Origin of the sequence: Megasphaera indica, from assembly GCF_046614755.1 — a bacterium.
In the GTDB taxonomy this organism is placed as follows: domain Bacteria; phylum Bacillota; class Negativicutes; order Veillonellales; family Megasphaeraceae; genus Megasphaera; species Megasphaera intestinihominis.
The window spans coordinates 112,837-128,481 of record NZ_JBKKJR010000003.1 but is presented as its reverse complement, the minus strand read 5'-3'; the positions used below and the strand labels follow the sequence as shown (position 1 = coordinate 128,481).

The 15,645-nt window shown below is 54.8% G+C and carries 11 protein-coding genes and 1 other annotated feature; of the genes, 6 read left to right on the top strand and 5 right to left on the bottom strand.

Going from position 1 to position 15,645, the window contains the following annotated elements; translation table 11 throughout:
- The first annotated feature begins 3 nt into the window (after window positions 1-3).
- The 6 genes from ilvD to ACFCTO_RS03110 all read left to right on the top strand — a co-directional run bounded on the left by ilvD (window position 4) and on the right by ACFCTO_RS03110 (window position 7,249).
- A complete protein-coding gene (gene ilvD, locus ACFCTO_RS03135; RefSeq protein ID WP_499876377.1) occupies window positions 4-1,656 on the top strand; it encodes a dihydroxy-acid dehydratase in 1,653 nt (550 codons plus the stop codon).
- Between the two features lie 126 nt (window positions 1,657-1,782).
- On the top strand, window positions 1,783-2,793 hold the full coding sequence (locus ACFCTO_RS03130) for a bile acid:sodium symporter family protein (protein WP_481324776.1): 1,011 nt from the start codon (window positions 1,783-1,785) through the stop codon (window positions 2,791-2,793).
- A gap of 248 nt (window positions 2,794-3,041) precedes the next feature.
- Window positions 3,042-3,719, top strand: a complete 678-nt coding sequence (locus tag ACFCTO_RS03125) for a DUF554 domain-containing protein (RefSeq protein WP_020723685.1) — start codon at window positions 3,042-3,044, stop codon at window positions 3,717-3,719.
- A gap of 232 nt (window positions 3,720-3,951) precedes the next feature.
- Window positions 3,952-4,524, top strand: a complete 573-nt coding sequence (locus tag ACFCTO_RS03120; RefSeq protein ID WP_370843000.1) for a uracil-DNA glycosylase family protein — start codon at window positions 3,952-3,954, stop codon at window positions 4,522-4,524.
- A gap of 107 nt (window positions 4,525-4,631) precedes the next feature.
- Window positions 4,632-4,881, top strand: a binding site (T-box leader).
- An 86-nt stretch (window positions 4,882-4,967) separates the two neighbouring features.
- A complete protein-coding gene (locus ACFCTO_RS03115; RefSeq protein ID WP_292300004.1) occupies window positions 4,968-5,969 on the top strand; it encodes a bile acid:sodium symporter family protein in 1,002 nt (333 codons plus the stop codon).
- Between the two features lie 71 nt (window positions 5,970-6,040).
- Window positions 6,041-7,249: a GGDEF domain-containing protein gene (locus tag ACFCTO_RS03110; protein ID WP_481324778.1), complete on the top strand. Its 1,209-nt coding sequence runs from the start codon at window positions 6,041-6,043 to the stop codon at window positions 7,247-7,249.
- A 161-nt stretch (window positions 7,250-7,410) separates the two neighbouring features.
- Here the strand turns inward: ACFCTO_RS03110 and ACFCTO_RS03105 are convergent, their stop codons facing one another.
- From ACFCTO_RS03105 to ACFCTO_RS03085, 5 genes are all read right to left on the bottom strand, one after another.
- Window positions 7,411-8,037 carry a hypothetical protein gene (locus tag ACFCTO_RS03105; RefSeq protein WP_292300009.1) on the bottom strand — a complete coding sequence of 209 codons (627 nt, stop codon included), beginning with the start codon at window positions 8,035-8,037 and terminating at the stop codon, window positions 7,411-7,413.
- Between the two features lie 23 nt (window positions 8,038-8,060).
- Window positions 8,061-8,948 (bottom strand): radical SAM protein, encoded by an 888-nt coding sequence (locus ACFCTO_RS03100; protein ID WP_499876376.1) that lies wholly within the window; start codon window positions 8,946-8,948, stop codon window positions 8,061-8,063.
- A gap of 72 nt (window positions 8,949-9,020) precedes the next feature.
- A complete protein-coding gene (locus ACFCTO_RS03095) occupies window positions 9,021-9,920 on the bottom strand; it encodes a DMT family transporter (protein WP_294026037.1) in 900 nt (299 codons plus the stop codon).
- Between the two features lie 292 nt (window positions 9,921-10,212).
- Window positions 10,213-14,775 carry a glutamate synthase large subunit gene (gene gltB / locus ACFCTO_RS03090; protein WP_294026034.1) on the bottom strand — a complete coding sequence of 1,521 codons (4,563 nt, stop codon included), beginning with the start codon at window positions 14,773-14,775 and terminating at the stop codon, window positions 10,213-10,215.
- Window positions 14,776-14,962: 187 nt separating this feature from the next.
- Entirely contained in the window at window positions 14,963-15,643 is a 681-nt protein-coding gene (locus ACFCTO_RS03085; protein WP_499876375.1) for a uracil-DNA glycosylase, read from the bottom strand.
- Window positions 15,644-15,645: the final 2 nt, after the last annotated feature.

Genomic DNA, 15,645 nt, shown 5'->3' with positions numbered 1-15,645 from the left:
ACCATGCGCAGTGATGTTGTTAAAAAGGGCGTTACCCGAACCGCCCATCGTACGTTGTTCCATGCTATGGGCTATAGCGATGAAGATTTACAGAAACCGTTGATCGGTATCTGTAATGCCTTCAATGAAATCATTCCCGGCCATATCCATTTGCGCGAAATTGCCGAAGCTGCCAAGCTCGGCGTTGCCGCTGCCGGCGGTACGCCGATTGAATTCCCGTCCATCGGCGTCTGCGACGGTATCGCCATGGGTCATCGCGGCATGAGCTTTTCCTTGTCCAGCCGTGAACTGATCTGTGACTCCATTGAAGCCGTAGCGACAGCTCATGCCTTTGATGGCCTGGTACTCATCCCGAACTGCGATAAAATCGTCCCGGCTATGCTCATGGCTGCCGGCCGCCTCAACATCCCGACAGTCGTCGTCAGCGGCGGTCCTATGCTCGCCGGCCGTCATAACGGCAAGAACATCAGCGTCAGCACCATGTTTGAAGCCGCTGGCAAAGTCGAATCGGGCCAGATGACACCGGAAGAAATGCACCAGATGGAATTCCAGGCCTGCCCGGGCTGCGGTTCCTGTTCCGGCTTGTTCACAGCCAACACCATGAACTGCATGACCGAAGTCCTCGGCATGGGCCTTCCCGGCAACGGCACCATTCCCGCTGCCTATACGGGCCTGCGCCGCATGTTGGCTAAGAAAGCCGGCCAGGTCGTCATGGATTTGGTCCGCAAAGACATCAAGCCGCGCGACATCATGACCCTGGAAGCCTTTGAAAACGCCATTGCCGTCGACATGGCTATCGGTGGTTCGACCAACACGGCCCTCCATTTACCGGCCATCGCCCACGAAGCCGGCGTCGACCTCTCGCTCGATGAATTCGACGAAATCAGCCGTAAAGCGGCCTATATCTGCAAGATGAGCCCTGGCGGCACGTATCATATGCAGGACCTCGATGAAGCCGGCGGCATCTGCGCTGTCATGAAAGAAGTCTCCAAGTTGGGCCTCATCCACACCGACGCCAAGACCATTACCGGCACGGTCGGCGACCGCATCAAAGATGTGAAGATCCTCAACCACGACGTCATCCATTCCGTAGAAAACGCCTATATGCATAAAGGCGGCATTGCCGTCCTCAAAGGCAACCTGGCGCCTCTCGGCTCGGTCATCAAGGAAAGTGCCGTCGAACCGGACCTCCTGGTCTATAAAGGTGCGGCCAAATGCTATGACTCGGAAGAAGCTGCCATTGCCGCTATCATCGGCGGTGAAATCAAAGAAGGCCACGTCGTCGTCATCCGCTACGAAGGCCCGAAAGGCGGTCCGGGCATGCGTGAAATGCTCAACCCGACAGCTGTCATCACCGGCATGGGCCTGAAAGTCGCCCTCCTGACCGACGGCCGCTTCAGCGGTGCCAGCCGCGGCGCCTGCATCGGCCACATCTCGCCGGAAGCCATGGAAGGCGGCCCCCTGGCCCTGGTCCACGACGGAGACACTATTTCCATCGACATTCCCAACCGTAAATTGGAACTGGAAGTCAGCGATGAAGAATTGGCAAAACGCAAAGCTGAATGGAAGCAGCCGGAACCGAAGGTCAAGACCGGTTACTTGTCCCGCTATGCGAAACTTGTCACGTCTGCCAATACCGGCGCTGTCATGAAATAATCAGTCTTTCAATGAGCCTCTTGCCCTGGCCGGGCCTCTTCGGAATGGCGGAGAATCCCCATCGGGGCAGGAGGTTCCTTTTTTTTGGATTTATAAACATATTGTTTTAAAAAAGAGGTATTCATCATGAAAAAAGTCTGTGCCCTTATCGGTAAATATTTCGGCGTCATCGCCGTCATCTTCCTCATCATCGGCATGACCCTGCCGACGAGCTTTTCTTGGGTCCTCGGCAAGGTGGGCGGTATTTCCGTTCTCTCCGTCCTCCTCGGCGTCATCATGTTCGGCATGGGCATGACTATGAGCGTCCACGATTTCGCCCTGGTCCTCAAGCGGCCGAAAGATGTCTTTTTTGGCGCCTGTGCCCAGTATTTCGTCATGCCTTTCCTGGCCTACGTCCTTTCGACGCTGTTCCATCTCGACCCGGCCCTGACGGTTGGCGTCGTCCTCGTCGGGACCTGCCCGGGTGGTACGTCGTCTAATGTCATCACCTTTATGAGCAAAGGCGACGTACCCTTGTCGGTCACGATGACCAGTGTATCGACGTTAATTTCGCCGATCATGACGCCGCTTTTGACGTATCTCATCATCGGTCAGCGCATCTCCTTTGACCCGGTCGGCATGTTCTTATCGATCCTGCAGATCGTCATCGTCCCCATCGCTCTGGGCCTCATCGTCAAGAGCTTCCTGCCGAAGCTGGCTGATACGGCTACGGATTACCTGCCGGCTGTTTCGGCCCTGGCTATTTCCTTCCTCATCGCCGGCATCATCGGAGCCAGCCGCGATGCTATCCTCAACAGTTCGGGCATCATCCTGCTGGTCGTCATCCTGCACAACTGCCTGGGCTATGCCCTGGGATTCTTTATCGGCCATCTCTGCGGCATGAGCTGGAAGAAAATGGTTGCCTTGTCCATCGAAGTCGGCATGCAGAATTCCGGCTTGGCAACGGGCCTGGCCAAAGCACACTTTGCATCCCTGCCTATGGCCGGCGTACCCGGTGCCGTCTTCAGTGCATGGCACAACATCTCCGGTGCCGTCTTGGCCTATCTCTACGTCAACTACCTGAACAAACGCTTCGACTCCAACTACGAAGCCGACCAGAAAACCGCTGCCAGCGTATCGCCCACAGCAGCCCATTAAATTCGATTCCATCCACTAACTGCTAAAAGAGACTATCGCACGAAGGCTTCTGCCATCATGTGCGCTCCCATTCTCTTTATAGTTTATAGTATGGAGTTTGTAGTTTACATAGAAAGCCTTTAAATTCAAAGCCATCCACTAACTGCTAACGGCTAGCTGCTAACTGCTAAAAAAAGGCGCTGTCTTCGTGCGACAGCGCCTTTTTTCTGCTATAATGGATACAAATTCACTTGTCAGGGGGAAAGTACATGTTCGCTGTCATCGTCAATGCCGTGACGTCGTCGTTAGGGGCATTGCTGGGATTTCTTTTGAAGCGCGGCATACCGGAGCGCTTTACCAAGGCCATTTTTGGTGTCATTTCGCTGTGCGTCGCCATCATGGGCATACAAGGAGCCGTCCAGAGCCAGAATCTGCTCCTCGTATTGGCCAGCATGATCATCGGTACCCTCGTCGGGACGGCTATCGGCATCGAAGATGGCATGAACCGCTTCGGCGAATTTCTCAAGAAACGCATGGGCCACGGCGATGATTCGCGGTTCGTCCGGGGCTTCGTCACCTTATCCATCATGCAGGTCATCGGCGCCATGGCCATCCTCGGCCCTATCCAGGCGGCCTTGGGGAGTCATGACCTTCTCTATTTCAAGAGCGCCCTGGACTTTACGTCTTCTTTCATTTTTGGGACCCTTTACGGCTTGGGCGTCGTTCCCGTCGGCATCGTCCTCTTCATCTATCAGGGCTTTTTCTATCTGTTGGCGACCTTCATCATGCCCCTCATGACACCCGATGTCATCCGGGAATTGAATGCCGTCGGCAGTGTCATGATCCTGGGTATTGCCCTCAACATGTTCCAGTTGACGAAGCTGAAAGTAGCCGACTTCCTGCCAGCCCTGTTCATACCTATTATTTATTATCATTTAATCGTCTGATGATGGTATTACGACAATGTGCCACTTGTCATATATTCCAATCATTTACAGGATTCACGGCGGGACGCCTTAGACAGGCGTCCCCTACGGCATCGCATACAGGCGATGAAAAATAACGCGGCTATCTGCCGCCTGCGTAGGGGCCGTCCCGGCCAGGGCGGCCCGTGGTGATGTTCGACCACAGCCTATTCGTGTATCATGGCAGGCTCTTTACTATTTAGGAGGCGTTTTTATGCATTTGCAGGAGATCATTGATCAATTAAAAACGGACGAACGGAACGCGTCGTATACGGCCCGCGGCATCGGTCCTATTTTTCAAATCCACGAGGAAGCGAGAATATTGATCATCGGTCAGGCTCCGGGCAAGAAGGTCGAAGAATCGGGGATTCCCTTCCATGACAAGTCCGGTGAAAAGCTGATGGCCTGGATGGGCATTGACAGCCAGACTTTCTATTCGCCGGCCATTTCCATTATGCCTATGGATTTCTACTATCCGGGCAAAGCCAAAACGGGCGACAAACCGCCGAGACGGTTCATCGCCCAGGAATATCATCGTGAAATTCTGCAACTCATGCCGGACCTGGCACTGACCATCCTCGTCGGCAAGTACGCCATCGACTATTATTTGAAAGGCCGGACGGAACGCAACCTGACGGAGACCGTGCGGAATTATCAGGCTTACTTGCCGGATTATTTCCCCATCGTCCATCCCAGTCCGCTCAACTTCCGCTGGCAGGCCAGGAATCCCTGGTTCGAAGCCGACGTCGTGCCGGAATTGAAGAAAAAGGTTCATGAAATATTATAGAATTTTAAGATTAAACATTTAACTTAAATAATAAAACGTATAACCGGCTTAAAATATTATTGACACATCGGGGGGGGCGACACGGTATAATAAGCTTCAACAAATACAGAACAGTGTTGAATGGAAATAGTAATGTTTGGGAAACCATGACAGAGACCTGCTGGTGGCTGAGAGGCAGGATGGAATCCCGGCGTGAAGTCGTCCAGGAGCTGCTGCCCGAACGCATTTCGCTAGTAGACGCAGCCGGCAGGCAACCGTTACCTTGCCAGGCATTACATGGGCTGTCCCGGAGATGCTGGAAAAGTGGTCATTACGACAATGAGAGTGGTACCGCAGAGTGAATACTTTGTCTCTTTTTAGAGGCAAAGTTTTTTTTTGCTCCATCAAAACCGTTTGCGTATTTGTATTTGTCAGGTCTTATTTTAGAAAGGATGTGCGTGACTATGATGGATTTCATTGGAAAGTTGAGCGGTTTTGTTGGGAAGAATTTGACGTATATCGTCTTTCTCGTCGTCATCTGGGCTTATTTCATGCCCAATGCCTTTCTCTGGGCGGTTCCTCATACGGTCCTCTTGTTAGGCGTCATCATGTTCGGTATGGGTATGACGCTCCATGCCCGGGATTTCAAATTGATCGTCCAGCGGCCGAAGGAAGTCCTCATCGGCTGTACGGCTCACTATACGATTATGCCCCTCTTGGCCTATGCCCTGGTCCTGGCCTTTGAAATGCCGCCGGAAATCGCCGTCGGCATGATCCTCCTCGGCTCCTGTCCCAGCGGGACGGCGTCAAATGTCATGGGTTTCCTGGCCAAGGCCGATGTACCCCTGTCCGTTTCCATTACGACGTGTTCGACCTTGCTGGCGCCGATTATGATGCCTTTCATCGTCTGGGGCCTGGCCGGCCAATGGGTCGAAGTTTCCTTTATGGCTATGGCCATGACGGTCATGAAAGTCATCCTGGTTCCCTTGGTCCTCGGCTTGTTGACGCATCGCCTGATGGGAGAAAAACATATTGCCTCCCTGTCGAAGGTCCTGGTCCTCGTTTCGGCTTTCGGCGTCCTGGTTATCGTTGGCGGCGTCATTGCCATCAATGGCGCTAAAATCCTGGACATGGGTATCTTCATCATCCTCATGGTCCTCCTGCACAATCTCGGCGGCTTCCTCATCGGCTATTTCGTTACAGGCAAGCTGGGCTTGGGCAAGAAACAGCAGCACTCGGTCACGTTGGAAGTCGGCATGCAGAACGACGCCCTGGCCATTTCGCTGGTATCGGTCTTCTTTGCCCCGGCCGTCGCCATTCCGGCAGCCGTCGGAGCGGCTATCCATCAGGTAACGGGTTCTATCCTGGCCGGCATCTTTGCCCGCCACATGGATGCTCATGAAACCAAAGAAAAAGCGAAGGCTCAGGCCGAAACGCTCATGGAAGCCGTACCGGGCAGTCATTGAGGTCATCGAGTAAAACTTGCAAGCCCCCATTTGTTTTGATACTATAAGTATAGACAAATGGGGGCTTTTTCATGAGATTTGTTATATATTTACGAAAACATGTACATAAAATATTTCATGGGCCATTTGGTGATATCCAGGCTATTTTGGCGGATCCGGAATTCAGGAAACGGAAAATACGGGATAATCTCTATGCCTGCAGTTTCATTTCCTGCCTCCTGTGCATCATCGCCCTGACCGGGGTCATCGGTACGTATGCGCCCAATGCAGCCGGAGCCGTCTTGCCGGCTATCAATGCAACGGCAGTCTATGGAATCATTTTTAGCGTCAATGTCCTCTTTTTTGCCGGTTTCTACCGATGTCTGCACGGAGCGGTCCGTAATGAAAAGATATTAGAAAATCTGGTCTATATCTTTTTGTTCATCAATTCATCCCTGGCGTGCCTGACTTTTTTCAGCACCCAGGACGGGAGCAGTTTCTTCTTTGAATACCTGCTCATGCTCATCCTGGTCTATTTGCTGCCCATTTACGATAACCTCAAGGTTTTGTTTCCCATCGTCGCCGTCAATCTGGTCACGACCTTTGCCGTCATCGCCATGACAGGTCATCAGATTGCCTGGCAGGACCAATACGATATCGTCCTCTTTTATCTGGTTTGTCTGGTCATCATCTTTTCGCGGCGCCATCTGGCCCTGGCTTTTGCCCAGATACGCATGCACCTCCGGTCCAGTAATGAAGAGTTTTACCAGCGGAGCCGGACCGATGAGCTGACCGGGCTGCTGAACCGCGAAGCCCTGCGGGAAGATTTTGAACAGTATTTAGGACAGACGATTTGTGTCATGATTTGCGACATCGACCGGTTTAAATTTTTCAATGATACCTATGGCCACGTACTCGGCGATGATATCCTGTCCGGCATCAGTCGGCTTTTGCGCCATATCTTCCTGGATGATTGTGTCTACCGCTATGGAGGCGATGAATTCCTGATTTTGTCATTTCGGAATCAACCTTCGTTCCAGGACGATGTAGAGCGGTTCCAGCGGCACTTGAAGGACTTGCCCTTTGACGATTTGACCCGCCAGCCGACGATGAGCGGCGGCTATACGTGGGGCCTCTGCCGGGGTGCCGTCGACCTGCGGAAGATGTTCGCCTTAGCCGACCGTTTCCTCTATCAAGCCAAAGAAGCCGGACGCAACCGCGTCCACTGCGAACCCTTCGATGACCAAAAAGCAGAAACCAGCCTGCATGAAATAGGAAACCTTATAGATAAAAGTTCATAAAAAAGTAGCGTTCTAACGTAGGGGCTCGCACGTGGCGAGCCCGCCACAAGAATGTGTGTCGTTTGCATGAATGAAAGTTTGTGGGGGTCGCCCCTACAACACAAAAAAGGGGCTGTCGCACATGCGACAGCCCCTTTTTTATGAGCCACGAGCCACTAAATTCAAATGGCCTGCGGGAAGGTGTTGGTCAGTATCTTAGCCCCGCCTTCGGTGGTTTTTGTCTGCAAGGACGTTCCACCCGTTGCGACGTCTTCGATATCCGTCGGGATGCGCTTATAGGGCAGCTTTTTCATAATGCGGTCCATAGATTCCGTCAGGATTTCGTTGGGGTCGTTCAGGATAGATGCCGATTCGATTTCACGGCCTTTGTCGCTGTAGCTCTTGAAGGTATCGGTCCGCTTATCGTAGGCGTATACCGTCAGGTGATAGAGAGATTCCGTGATGATTTCGTCATCATCATAGCGCCAGAGCCCGGCCATGTGCTGCCGCCAGTACCAGGTCTGGACGACGGGGACCAGGACGACGTCGGCTTTATACTGGGCCGAAAGGGCGCGCATCGTGTCGATGTTGACGTCAGACGGCGACAGAGCTGTATCCGTTTCGATGCGGTCCCAGTAGGGGATGCGGAACGGCTGTTTCAGCCGGCTTTTCATGAAACGGGCGGCGTAGCTGTCCTGTGTCGTATCGGCAATGACGACAGTGCGCATGTTATCGAAGCGCGGGCCGTCGGCAAAGACCGTTGTAATCGACAGGATGCAGAAGAAGAGCAAAAGACAGAGTTTTTTCACGAGGCAACACCTCCAGCAAAAAATCAGAAATTGCCGTTATCGTTTAAGAGCGGCAGCGTGTCGTCGACTTGCGGGATGTAGCGCTCCAAAGTGGCCAGCATTTTTTCCTTATCCATCGGCAGGGTGCCGCCGACAGGCAGGAGATTGGAAACGTGGTTGCTGCGGAAGATGCAGGGCTTGGTCATTTCCGTATGGCGCAGGATCATATCCAGTTCCTGGAGGAAGCCCCGCGCTGTCAGGGGGGTAAACGTTCCATTGACGACATCCTGGTAGAGCGGTACTTCGCGGGGAATAATGAGCGACAAGGCGCTGAGCATGGTCGGGTTGATGGCCGATATGACCTGGGCCGTATGCAGGGCATGTTCCTTGGTCCGTTCCTGACCGCCCAGGCCGAGGAGAATCATCGTCGACAGCTTCATGCCTGCTGCCAGGGCTTTTTTCCCGGCTTCGATGGTCAGGGCTGCTGTCGTCCCTTTATCGACGAGTTTCAAGACTTCGTCGTCTCCGCTTTCAATGCCCATGTAGACGATGGCCAGGCCCGCTTCGCGGAGGCGCTTCAATTCTTTCGGCGTCTTGCGGACCAGGTCAGCCGGAGTCGCATAGGCACCGATACGGTTCAGATTGGGGAATTTTTCGTAGCATTTCTGCATGATGGCTACGAGTTTGTCCGTCGGCAGGACCAGGGCATCGCCATCAGCCAGGAAAATCCGGCGGATGAAGGGCATGGCATAGGCGCCGCGCTCGATGATCCCTTCTATTTCTTCCATGGGACGGATGCGGAATTTAGACGCTTTGTACATATCGCAGAAACGGCAGGTATTGTGGGAACAGCCGATAGTAACGCGCAGGATGAAGCTGCGGGCTTCACTGGGCGGGCGGAAGACGAGGCCGCCGGCATCATCAATAATCATAGTAACACACCTTTCTCAAAAGATGAAAAAAACATTATTTATTCATCTCTTATTATACACGAAAAGTACGTATTACGAAATAGCTGGTTTCTTCTGCAAGATGATGATGAAGACCGTAGCGATGATGCAGGCATAGCCGATGAGTTCAACCGTATGGAACGTCGTACCCAAGGCGATGGCCGAAGTCACTGAAGCGACGACCGGTTCCAGCGTGCCCAGGAGAGTCGCCTTCATCGGCCCGATTTCACTGATACCCGTGACAAAAGCCGTAAAAGACAGGGCCGTGCCGATGATGACGATAAAGGCAACAGCCAGCCAGCCCGTCAGGTCCAATGCGGGCCAGACCGTCCAGACCTGCAGGGTCAGACTGAGAAAAACGCCGCCGATGATCATGCCCAGGCCGTTGGCAACGGCCGCTCCCCAATTAGCTGCCAGCCCCTGGGACAGGACAGGATAGGTGACACAGGCGATGGCGCCGATGAGGCCCCAGGTCAGGCCTAACGGAGAAATGACCATCGTCGACGGGTTGCCGTTGGTCGCAGCCAGGTAGACGCCGCCAAAGGCCAGGAAGACCGACAGGATTTCCCGCCCTGTCGGCCGTTTATGGAAGCGGACGGCTAAATAGAGCGACATGAGGACGACACTCAGGGTCTGCAGGACCGTCGCCGTGCCGGCGTTCGAGTTCTTTATGGCCGATAAATACGAGAACTGGCTCAAGATGAGGCCGAATAGGGCAAACAGGACCAAGTGGCGCAGACTGACCGGGTCGTGCAGCATCTGGCGTATCTCGGCCCGCTTCGTCGGCAGTACCATGAGCGTCAGGAACAACCCGGCCAGGCACATGCGTATCGACGCCAGCCAGGACGGCTCGACAGGATAATGAGAGAGCAGGAACTGACTGACAACGCCATTGAACCCCCACGTCGTCGCACCGATGACACAAGCCACGATACCATGCTGCGTTTTTGTCATACTAAGACCTCCTCTGCCTGGGGCAATCATATTATCCTAAGTATACACGAGGTGAGGAAGGGGTGCAAGGGAATACCGCTTTCAAGCGGTATTCCCTGTAGGGGCGCCACGTAGGGCACCCGCCGTCGAAAAAGGGGCTTGTCATCACGCGAGGTCCTTTTCACTTTATAGTTTGTAGTATGTAGTTTATAGTTTGTAGAAGATGACTTTAAATTTAAAACCCTCCGCTAACCCCTAGCCACTAGCTACTAACCACTAAAAAGGGGCTGTCGCATCGCGACAGCCCCTTTTTTTATTTCTTTCCGTTCTTTCCGTGTTTCTTTTCAAAAGCAATCATGTGTGCTTCTTGGTCGGTATGGCCTTCGGCTTCTGCCTGGGCGATGAGGGCGACCATTTCTTCATAGGCTTCAGGGATGACTTTGGTCAGGTGAGTGACGGTGTCGTCCCAGTTTTCCAAGAGGATGTGGCCCAGATTGCTGTCCGTGTAGTGGACGTGTTTTTCCAGCATGGCTTTGACAGCCGCTTTTTCGTCGTCGTCGGTGAGCGGTTCCAGTTTGACCAGGTCGGTGTTGCATTTATTCGGGTCCAGGTCGTAGACGTAGGCGATGCCGCCGGACATGCCGGCTGCAAAGTTGCGCCCTGTCTGGCCGAGGATGAGGACCCGGCCGCCGGTCATGTATTCGCAGCCGTGGTTGCCGACGCCTTCGACGACGGCACTGATGCCGCTGTTGCGGACGCAGAAGCGTTCACCGGCTGTGCCGCTGATGTAGGCTTCGCCGCTGGTGGCACCGTAGAAGGCGACATTGCCGATGATGATGTTATCTTCGGCAGGGAATACCGATTCCCGCGGCGGCGATACGATGATCTTGCCGCCCGACAGGCCTTTGCCCAGGTAGTCGTTGGCATCGCCTTCCAGGGTCAGCGTCAGGCCACAAGGGATGAAGGCGCCGAAGCTCTGGCCGGCAGAGCCGACGAAGGACAAGATGATCGTGTCTTCGGCCAGGCCTTTTTCGCCGTAGCGCTTGGTGATTTCACTGCCCAGGATGGTCCCGGTGACGCGGTCAGTATTCTTGATGCGCAGGCGGGCCCGGATGTGTTTCTGTTCTTCCAGGGCCGGCCGGCACATGCGGACCAGTTTGGACATATCCAGGGTCGTATTGATCTTGTGGTTCTGGGGCGTCGTGAAATGCTGGCCGACCGACGCATCCGTGTACGGACGGTACAGGAGGTTCTTCAAGTTGACCGTCTTGGCTTTCCAGTTGCCGAAGTGATCGCGCTGTTTCAGGCAGTCATAGCGGCCGACCATTTCGTCGATGGTATGGAAGCCCAGGCGGGCCATGATTTCCCGCAGGTCCTGTGCGACGAAGCGCATGAAGTTGATGATATATTCCGGTTTGCCCTTGAAGCGTTTGCGCAGTTTTTCGTCCTGCGTGCAGACACCGTACGGGCAGGTGTTGAGGTGGCAGACGCGCAGCATATGGCAGCCGATGGCCAGGAGCGGTGCCGTACCGAAGCCGAAGACTTCAGCGCCGAAGAGGGCGGCAATGGCAACGTCGCGGCCTGTGAGCAGTTTGCCGTCGACTTCCAGGGTGACGCGGTCGCGCAGGCGGTTGAGGAGCAGCGTCTGCTGGACTTCGGACAGGCCGATTTCCCAGGGCAGGCCGGCATGGCGCAGGCTCGTCCGCGGCGAAGCGCCGGTCCCGCCGTCGTAACCGCTGACAACGATATCGTCGGCCTTGGCTTTGACGACACCGGCGGCAATCGTGCCGATGCCGGCTCCGGACGTCAGTTTGACGCCAATCGTAGCCTTGCGGTTGGCATTCTTGAGGTCAAAGATGAGTTCGGCCAGGTCTTCGATGGAGTAAATATCGTGATGCGGCGGAGGCGAGATGAGGGCGACGCCTGTCGTAGCATGACGGGTCTTGGCGATATCCGGATAGACTTTATTGCCCGGCAGATGGCCGCCTTCGCCCGGTTTAGCCCCTTGGGAGCACTTGATCTGCAATTCATCGGCGTGGATGAGATAGTCGCTGGTGACGCCGAAACGGGCCGAAGCGACCTGTTTGATGCGGTCGTTCGTTTCCGTATCGAAACGGGCCGAGTCTTCGCCGCCTTCGCCTGTATTGCTCATGCCGCCCAGGCGGTTCATGGCCGTAGCGACACATTCATGGGCTTCCTTGCTGAGGGCGCCGTAACTCATGGCACCCGTGCGGAAGCGCTTGACGATGGAATCGACAGGTTCGACTTCTTCGATAGGGATGCTGCTGCCGGCAGGATATTCAAAATCCAGGAGGTCGCGCAGGCGGAAAATAGTCTGACGGTTGACATGGTCGGCGTATTTTTTATACGTTGCGTAGTCGCCGGTCTGGACGGCTTTCTGCAGGAGCTGGACCGTTTCCGGGTCGATGATGTGCGGCTGGCCGCCCTTGTGGTACTGGTAGAAGTCGCCCCGTTCCAGTTTATCTCCCGTGCTGTACGCTTCTTGGTGGCGCAGGGCGTTTTCCTTGGCGATTTCAGCGATGCCCAGGCCTTCGATGCGGGACGGCGTGTTGCAGAAATATTTGTCGATCAGGTCCTGTTTGATGCCGACGGCTTCAAAAATCTGTGCGCCGTGGTAGCTGTGGACTGTCGAAATGCCCATCTTGGACATGACGGCCAGGATGCCTTTGACGGCGGCGTCGATGTAGTTCTGTTTGGCCGTTTCGTAATCGATTTTCTGGAGCTTCTTGTTGGCAATGAGTTCCTTGATGGATTCCAGGGCGATGTACGGGTTGATAGCCGTAATGCCGTAGCCGATGAGGGTACAGAAATGATGAACTTCGCGCGGTTCGCCCGATTCCAGGATGAGGCCGACGTCGGAGCGGACGGCCTTGTCGATGAGATAATGGTGCAGGGCTGCCGAGGCCAGGAGGGCCGGAATGGCGGCCATGCGCGAGTTGACGCCGCGATCGGACAGGACGAGGATGTTGGCGCCGTTCTTGATGGCCTTCAAGGCATCGATGCAGAGCGATTCGATGGCCGTTTCCATGCCTTCAGCGCCGCTGTTGACGGGATAGAGCATGGACAGCGTAGCCGCCCGCAGTTTCGGCGTCATGAGGGACTTGATGACCGACATCTGTTCATTGGTCAGAATCGGGCCTTTGAGGTACAAGGCTGCCGTCGACGCTTCGTTCGGTTCCATGATGTTGGCGACGTTGCCGGCCATGACAGCTGACGACATGACCGTCTTTTCGCGGACACCGTCGATAGCCGGGTTGGTGACTTGGGCGAAATTTTCCTTGAAGTAATCGTAGAGGAGCTGAGGTTTGTCGTTGAGGACGGCCAGGGGGACGTCGACGCCCATGGAGTCGATGGCGTGCTGGGCATCGCGGGCCATGGGCAGGATGACCTTGTCCATATCTTCCTGGGTATAGCCGAAGACTTTTTCCTGTTCCTTCAGGTCATAAGGGATGATGGCATCGCTGTTGGCGATGTTCTGACCCGTCATGAGGTCGTCGAGGTTGACGATGTGTTCTTTATACCATTCGTCGTAAGGGTGTTCCGTCGCGATTTCGTGCTTGATTTCGTCGTCGTCGATGATGCGCTGTTTCTGCGTATCGACGAGGAGCATCTTGCCCGGTTCCAGGCGGCCCTTGTAGAGGACGTCTTCCGGCGGGATGTTGACGACGCCGACTTCAGAGCTTACGATGACCCGGTCGTCGCGGGTGACATAGTAACGGGCCGGACGCAGGCCGTTGCGGTCGAGCATGCCGCCGATGACCGTGCCGTCGCAGAAGCCGATGGCAGCCGGGCCGTCCCACGGTTCGAGCATGAAGTTATGATAGCGGTAGAAATCGCGCTTTTCGTCGCTCATGAGCGGATCCCGTTCCCACGGTTCCGGAATCATCATCATCATGGCATGGGGCAGGGAATGGCCTGTCATGTACAGGTATTCCAGGCAGTTGTCGAACATGGACGAGTCGCTGCCCGTATCGTCGACGACGGGGAAGACTTTTTCCATGTCCGGGAAGAAGTCCGATTTCGATTTGCCTTCACGGGCGTTGAGCCAGTTGATGTTGCCCTGGATGGTGTTGATTTCCCCGTTGTGGACGATGTAACGGTTCGGATGGGCCCGGGCCCAGCTGGGGAAGGTATTGGTACTGAAACGGGAATGGATGAGGGCCATGGACGTGACGAAATCCAGGTCCGACAGGTCGAGGAAGAAGTGGCGCAGCTGCATGGACGTCAGCATGCCTTTATAGACGATGGTCTTCGACGACAGGCTGGCGATGTAGAAGTCCGTGCCGTTCTTCTGGCTTTCCGGGACGATGGCTTTTTCTGCCAGCTTGCGGATGATGTATAATTTCCGTTCAAAGTCCATCTGGGTCTTCATGGTCGGGTCCTTGCGGATGAAGACCTGCAGGAAATGAGGACACGTCTGTTTGGCAATGTTGCCGATCAGGCTTTCATCGACAGGGACATCACGCCAGCCGAGGATGGACAGGCCTTCGGAGCGGACGATGTCTTCAAAGGCTTCCATCTGTTTATGACGGAATGTTTCATAGCGATGGGCAAAAATCATGCCGACGCCGTATTCGCCTTCGTCGGGAAGGGAAAAGCCCAGGACTTCACATTCGCGCTTGAAGAACTGGTGTGGAATCTGGACCAGGATGCCGGCGCCGTCGCCACTGTTGGCGTCAGCCCCTTCGGCACCGCGGTGACGGAGGTTTTCCAGGATTGTCAGGGCATCGTCGATGATGCCGTATGATTTTTTCCCCTTTATATTGGCAACGATACCGATGCCGCAGGCATCGTGTTCATAAGACGGATCGTACAGGCCTTGCGGGCGCGGCAGATCGCGCATTTCTTTATTCATACGTAATCCCCCTTTGGGTATACAAAAACGAGCCGTCACTGTATGAGAGAGAAGGCTCGTATATACTGTGGTGTACCTATGATTATAAACAATTTGTGAAGTCGATGCAATGATTTTTCTGAATGTTTTTGCTGAAACGCCGACAATTTTAATGTAAAAATCGAATTTTACCGATTTTTTAAAGGAATTATCGAGAAAAACGTGTGAACTGTTCCCGAAAAAGACCGGCTCCGCCGTTGGCCGGGTGGCGCATGGCGATGGCCGGGAAGCCGGCATTCTGCAAGGTTTCTGCTGACTTCCTGCCGATGGCGGCCAGGCGTATATCCGGCCGGCAGTGGCTCAGCAGGGCTTTGGCGTACACGAGGCCGTCGGCCAGCTCACTGTCCGTCGGCGTGCGGTTGGAGAAGGGCGAGGTCTTGTGGGGATGGAAGGGGAAGATATTCCATAATAAGACGTCGCGCGGGTCCAGGCCGTTGTCGACGATGGCTCCCCAGACGTAGGTATCTGTCGGCTCGTTCATGCCTTTTTCCCGCTGAGGACGGCTGGTCATGAAGGCGCTGTCGGGTCGGCTCGTGCGCTGGCCGCGGTGGCCCAGGATGACGTCAGCATGTATCTGTTTGTGTTCGTCCAGGAGCATGCGTTCGCAGGTAATGGGGATGCCTGTGAAGCGGCATCCCTGGTATCCGGCGGCTTCGGCGATGAGGACGATGCGGGCCCGGGTCAGGCGGGGCGCCAAATATTCCCGCAGCTGCTGGCAGCGGATGGCTGGCGCGTCCGGACTGATGTCGCAGGATATGTCATATTCGGACCAGGGATTGAATACGCCGGGATGATGGTAGGCACAGAGTTTGTCGATGAGTTCTTCCATGG

Excerpts from the sequence above, each read along its gene's own strand:
- ACFCTO_RS03125 (WP_020723685.1), top strand. The coding sequence starts at position 3,042 with ATGTTCGCTGTCATCGTCAATGCCGTGACGTCGTCGTTAGGGGCATTG.
- ACFCTO_RS03100 (WP_499876376.1), bottom strand. The coding sequence starts at position 8,948 with ATGATTATTGATGATGCCGGCGGCCTCGTCTTCCGCCCGCCCAGTGAA.
- ACFCTO_RS03120 (WP_370843000.1), top strand. The coding sequence starts at position 3,952 with ATGCATTTGCAGGAGATCATTGATCAATTAAAAACGGACGAACGGAAC.
- ACFCTO_RS03110 (WP_481324778.1), top strand. The coding sequence starts at position 6,041 with ATGAGATTTGTTATATATTTACGAAAACATGTACATAAAATATTTCAT.
- ACFCTO_RS03115 (WP_292300004.1), top strand. The coding sequence starts at position 4,968 with ATGATGGATTTCATTGGAAAGTTGAGCGGTTTTGTTGGGAAGAATTTG.
- ACFCTO_RS03130 (WP_481324776.1), top strand. The coding sequence starts at position 1,783 with ATGAAAAAAGTCTGTGCCCTTATCGGTAAATATTTCGGCGTCATCGCC.
- ACFCTO_RS03085 (WP_499876375.1), bottom strand. The coding sequence starts at position 15,643 with ATGGAAGAACTCATCGACAAACTCTGTGCCTACCATCATCCCGGCGTA.
- gltB (WP_294026034.1), bottom strand. The coding sequence starts at position 14,775 with ATGAATAAAGAAATGCGCGATCTGCCGCGCCCGCAAGGCCTGTACGAT.
- ACFCTO_RS03095 (WP_294026037.1), bottom strand. The coding sequence starts at position 9,920 with ATGACAAAAACGCAGCATGGTATCGTGGCTTGTGTCATCGGTGCGACG.
- ilvD (WP_499876377.1), top strand. The coding sequence starts at position 4 with ATGCGCAGTGATGTTGTTAAAAAGGGCGTTACCCGAACCGCCCATCGT.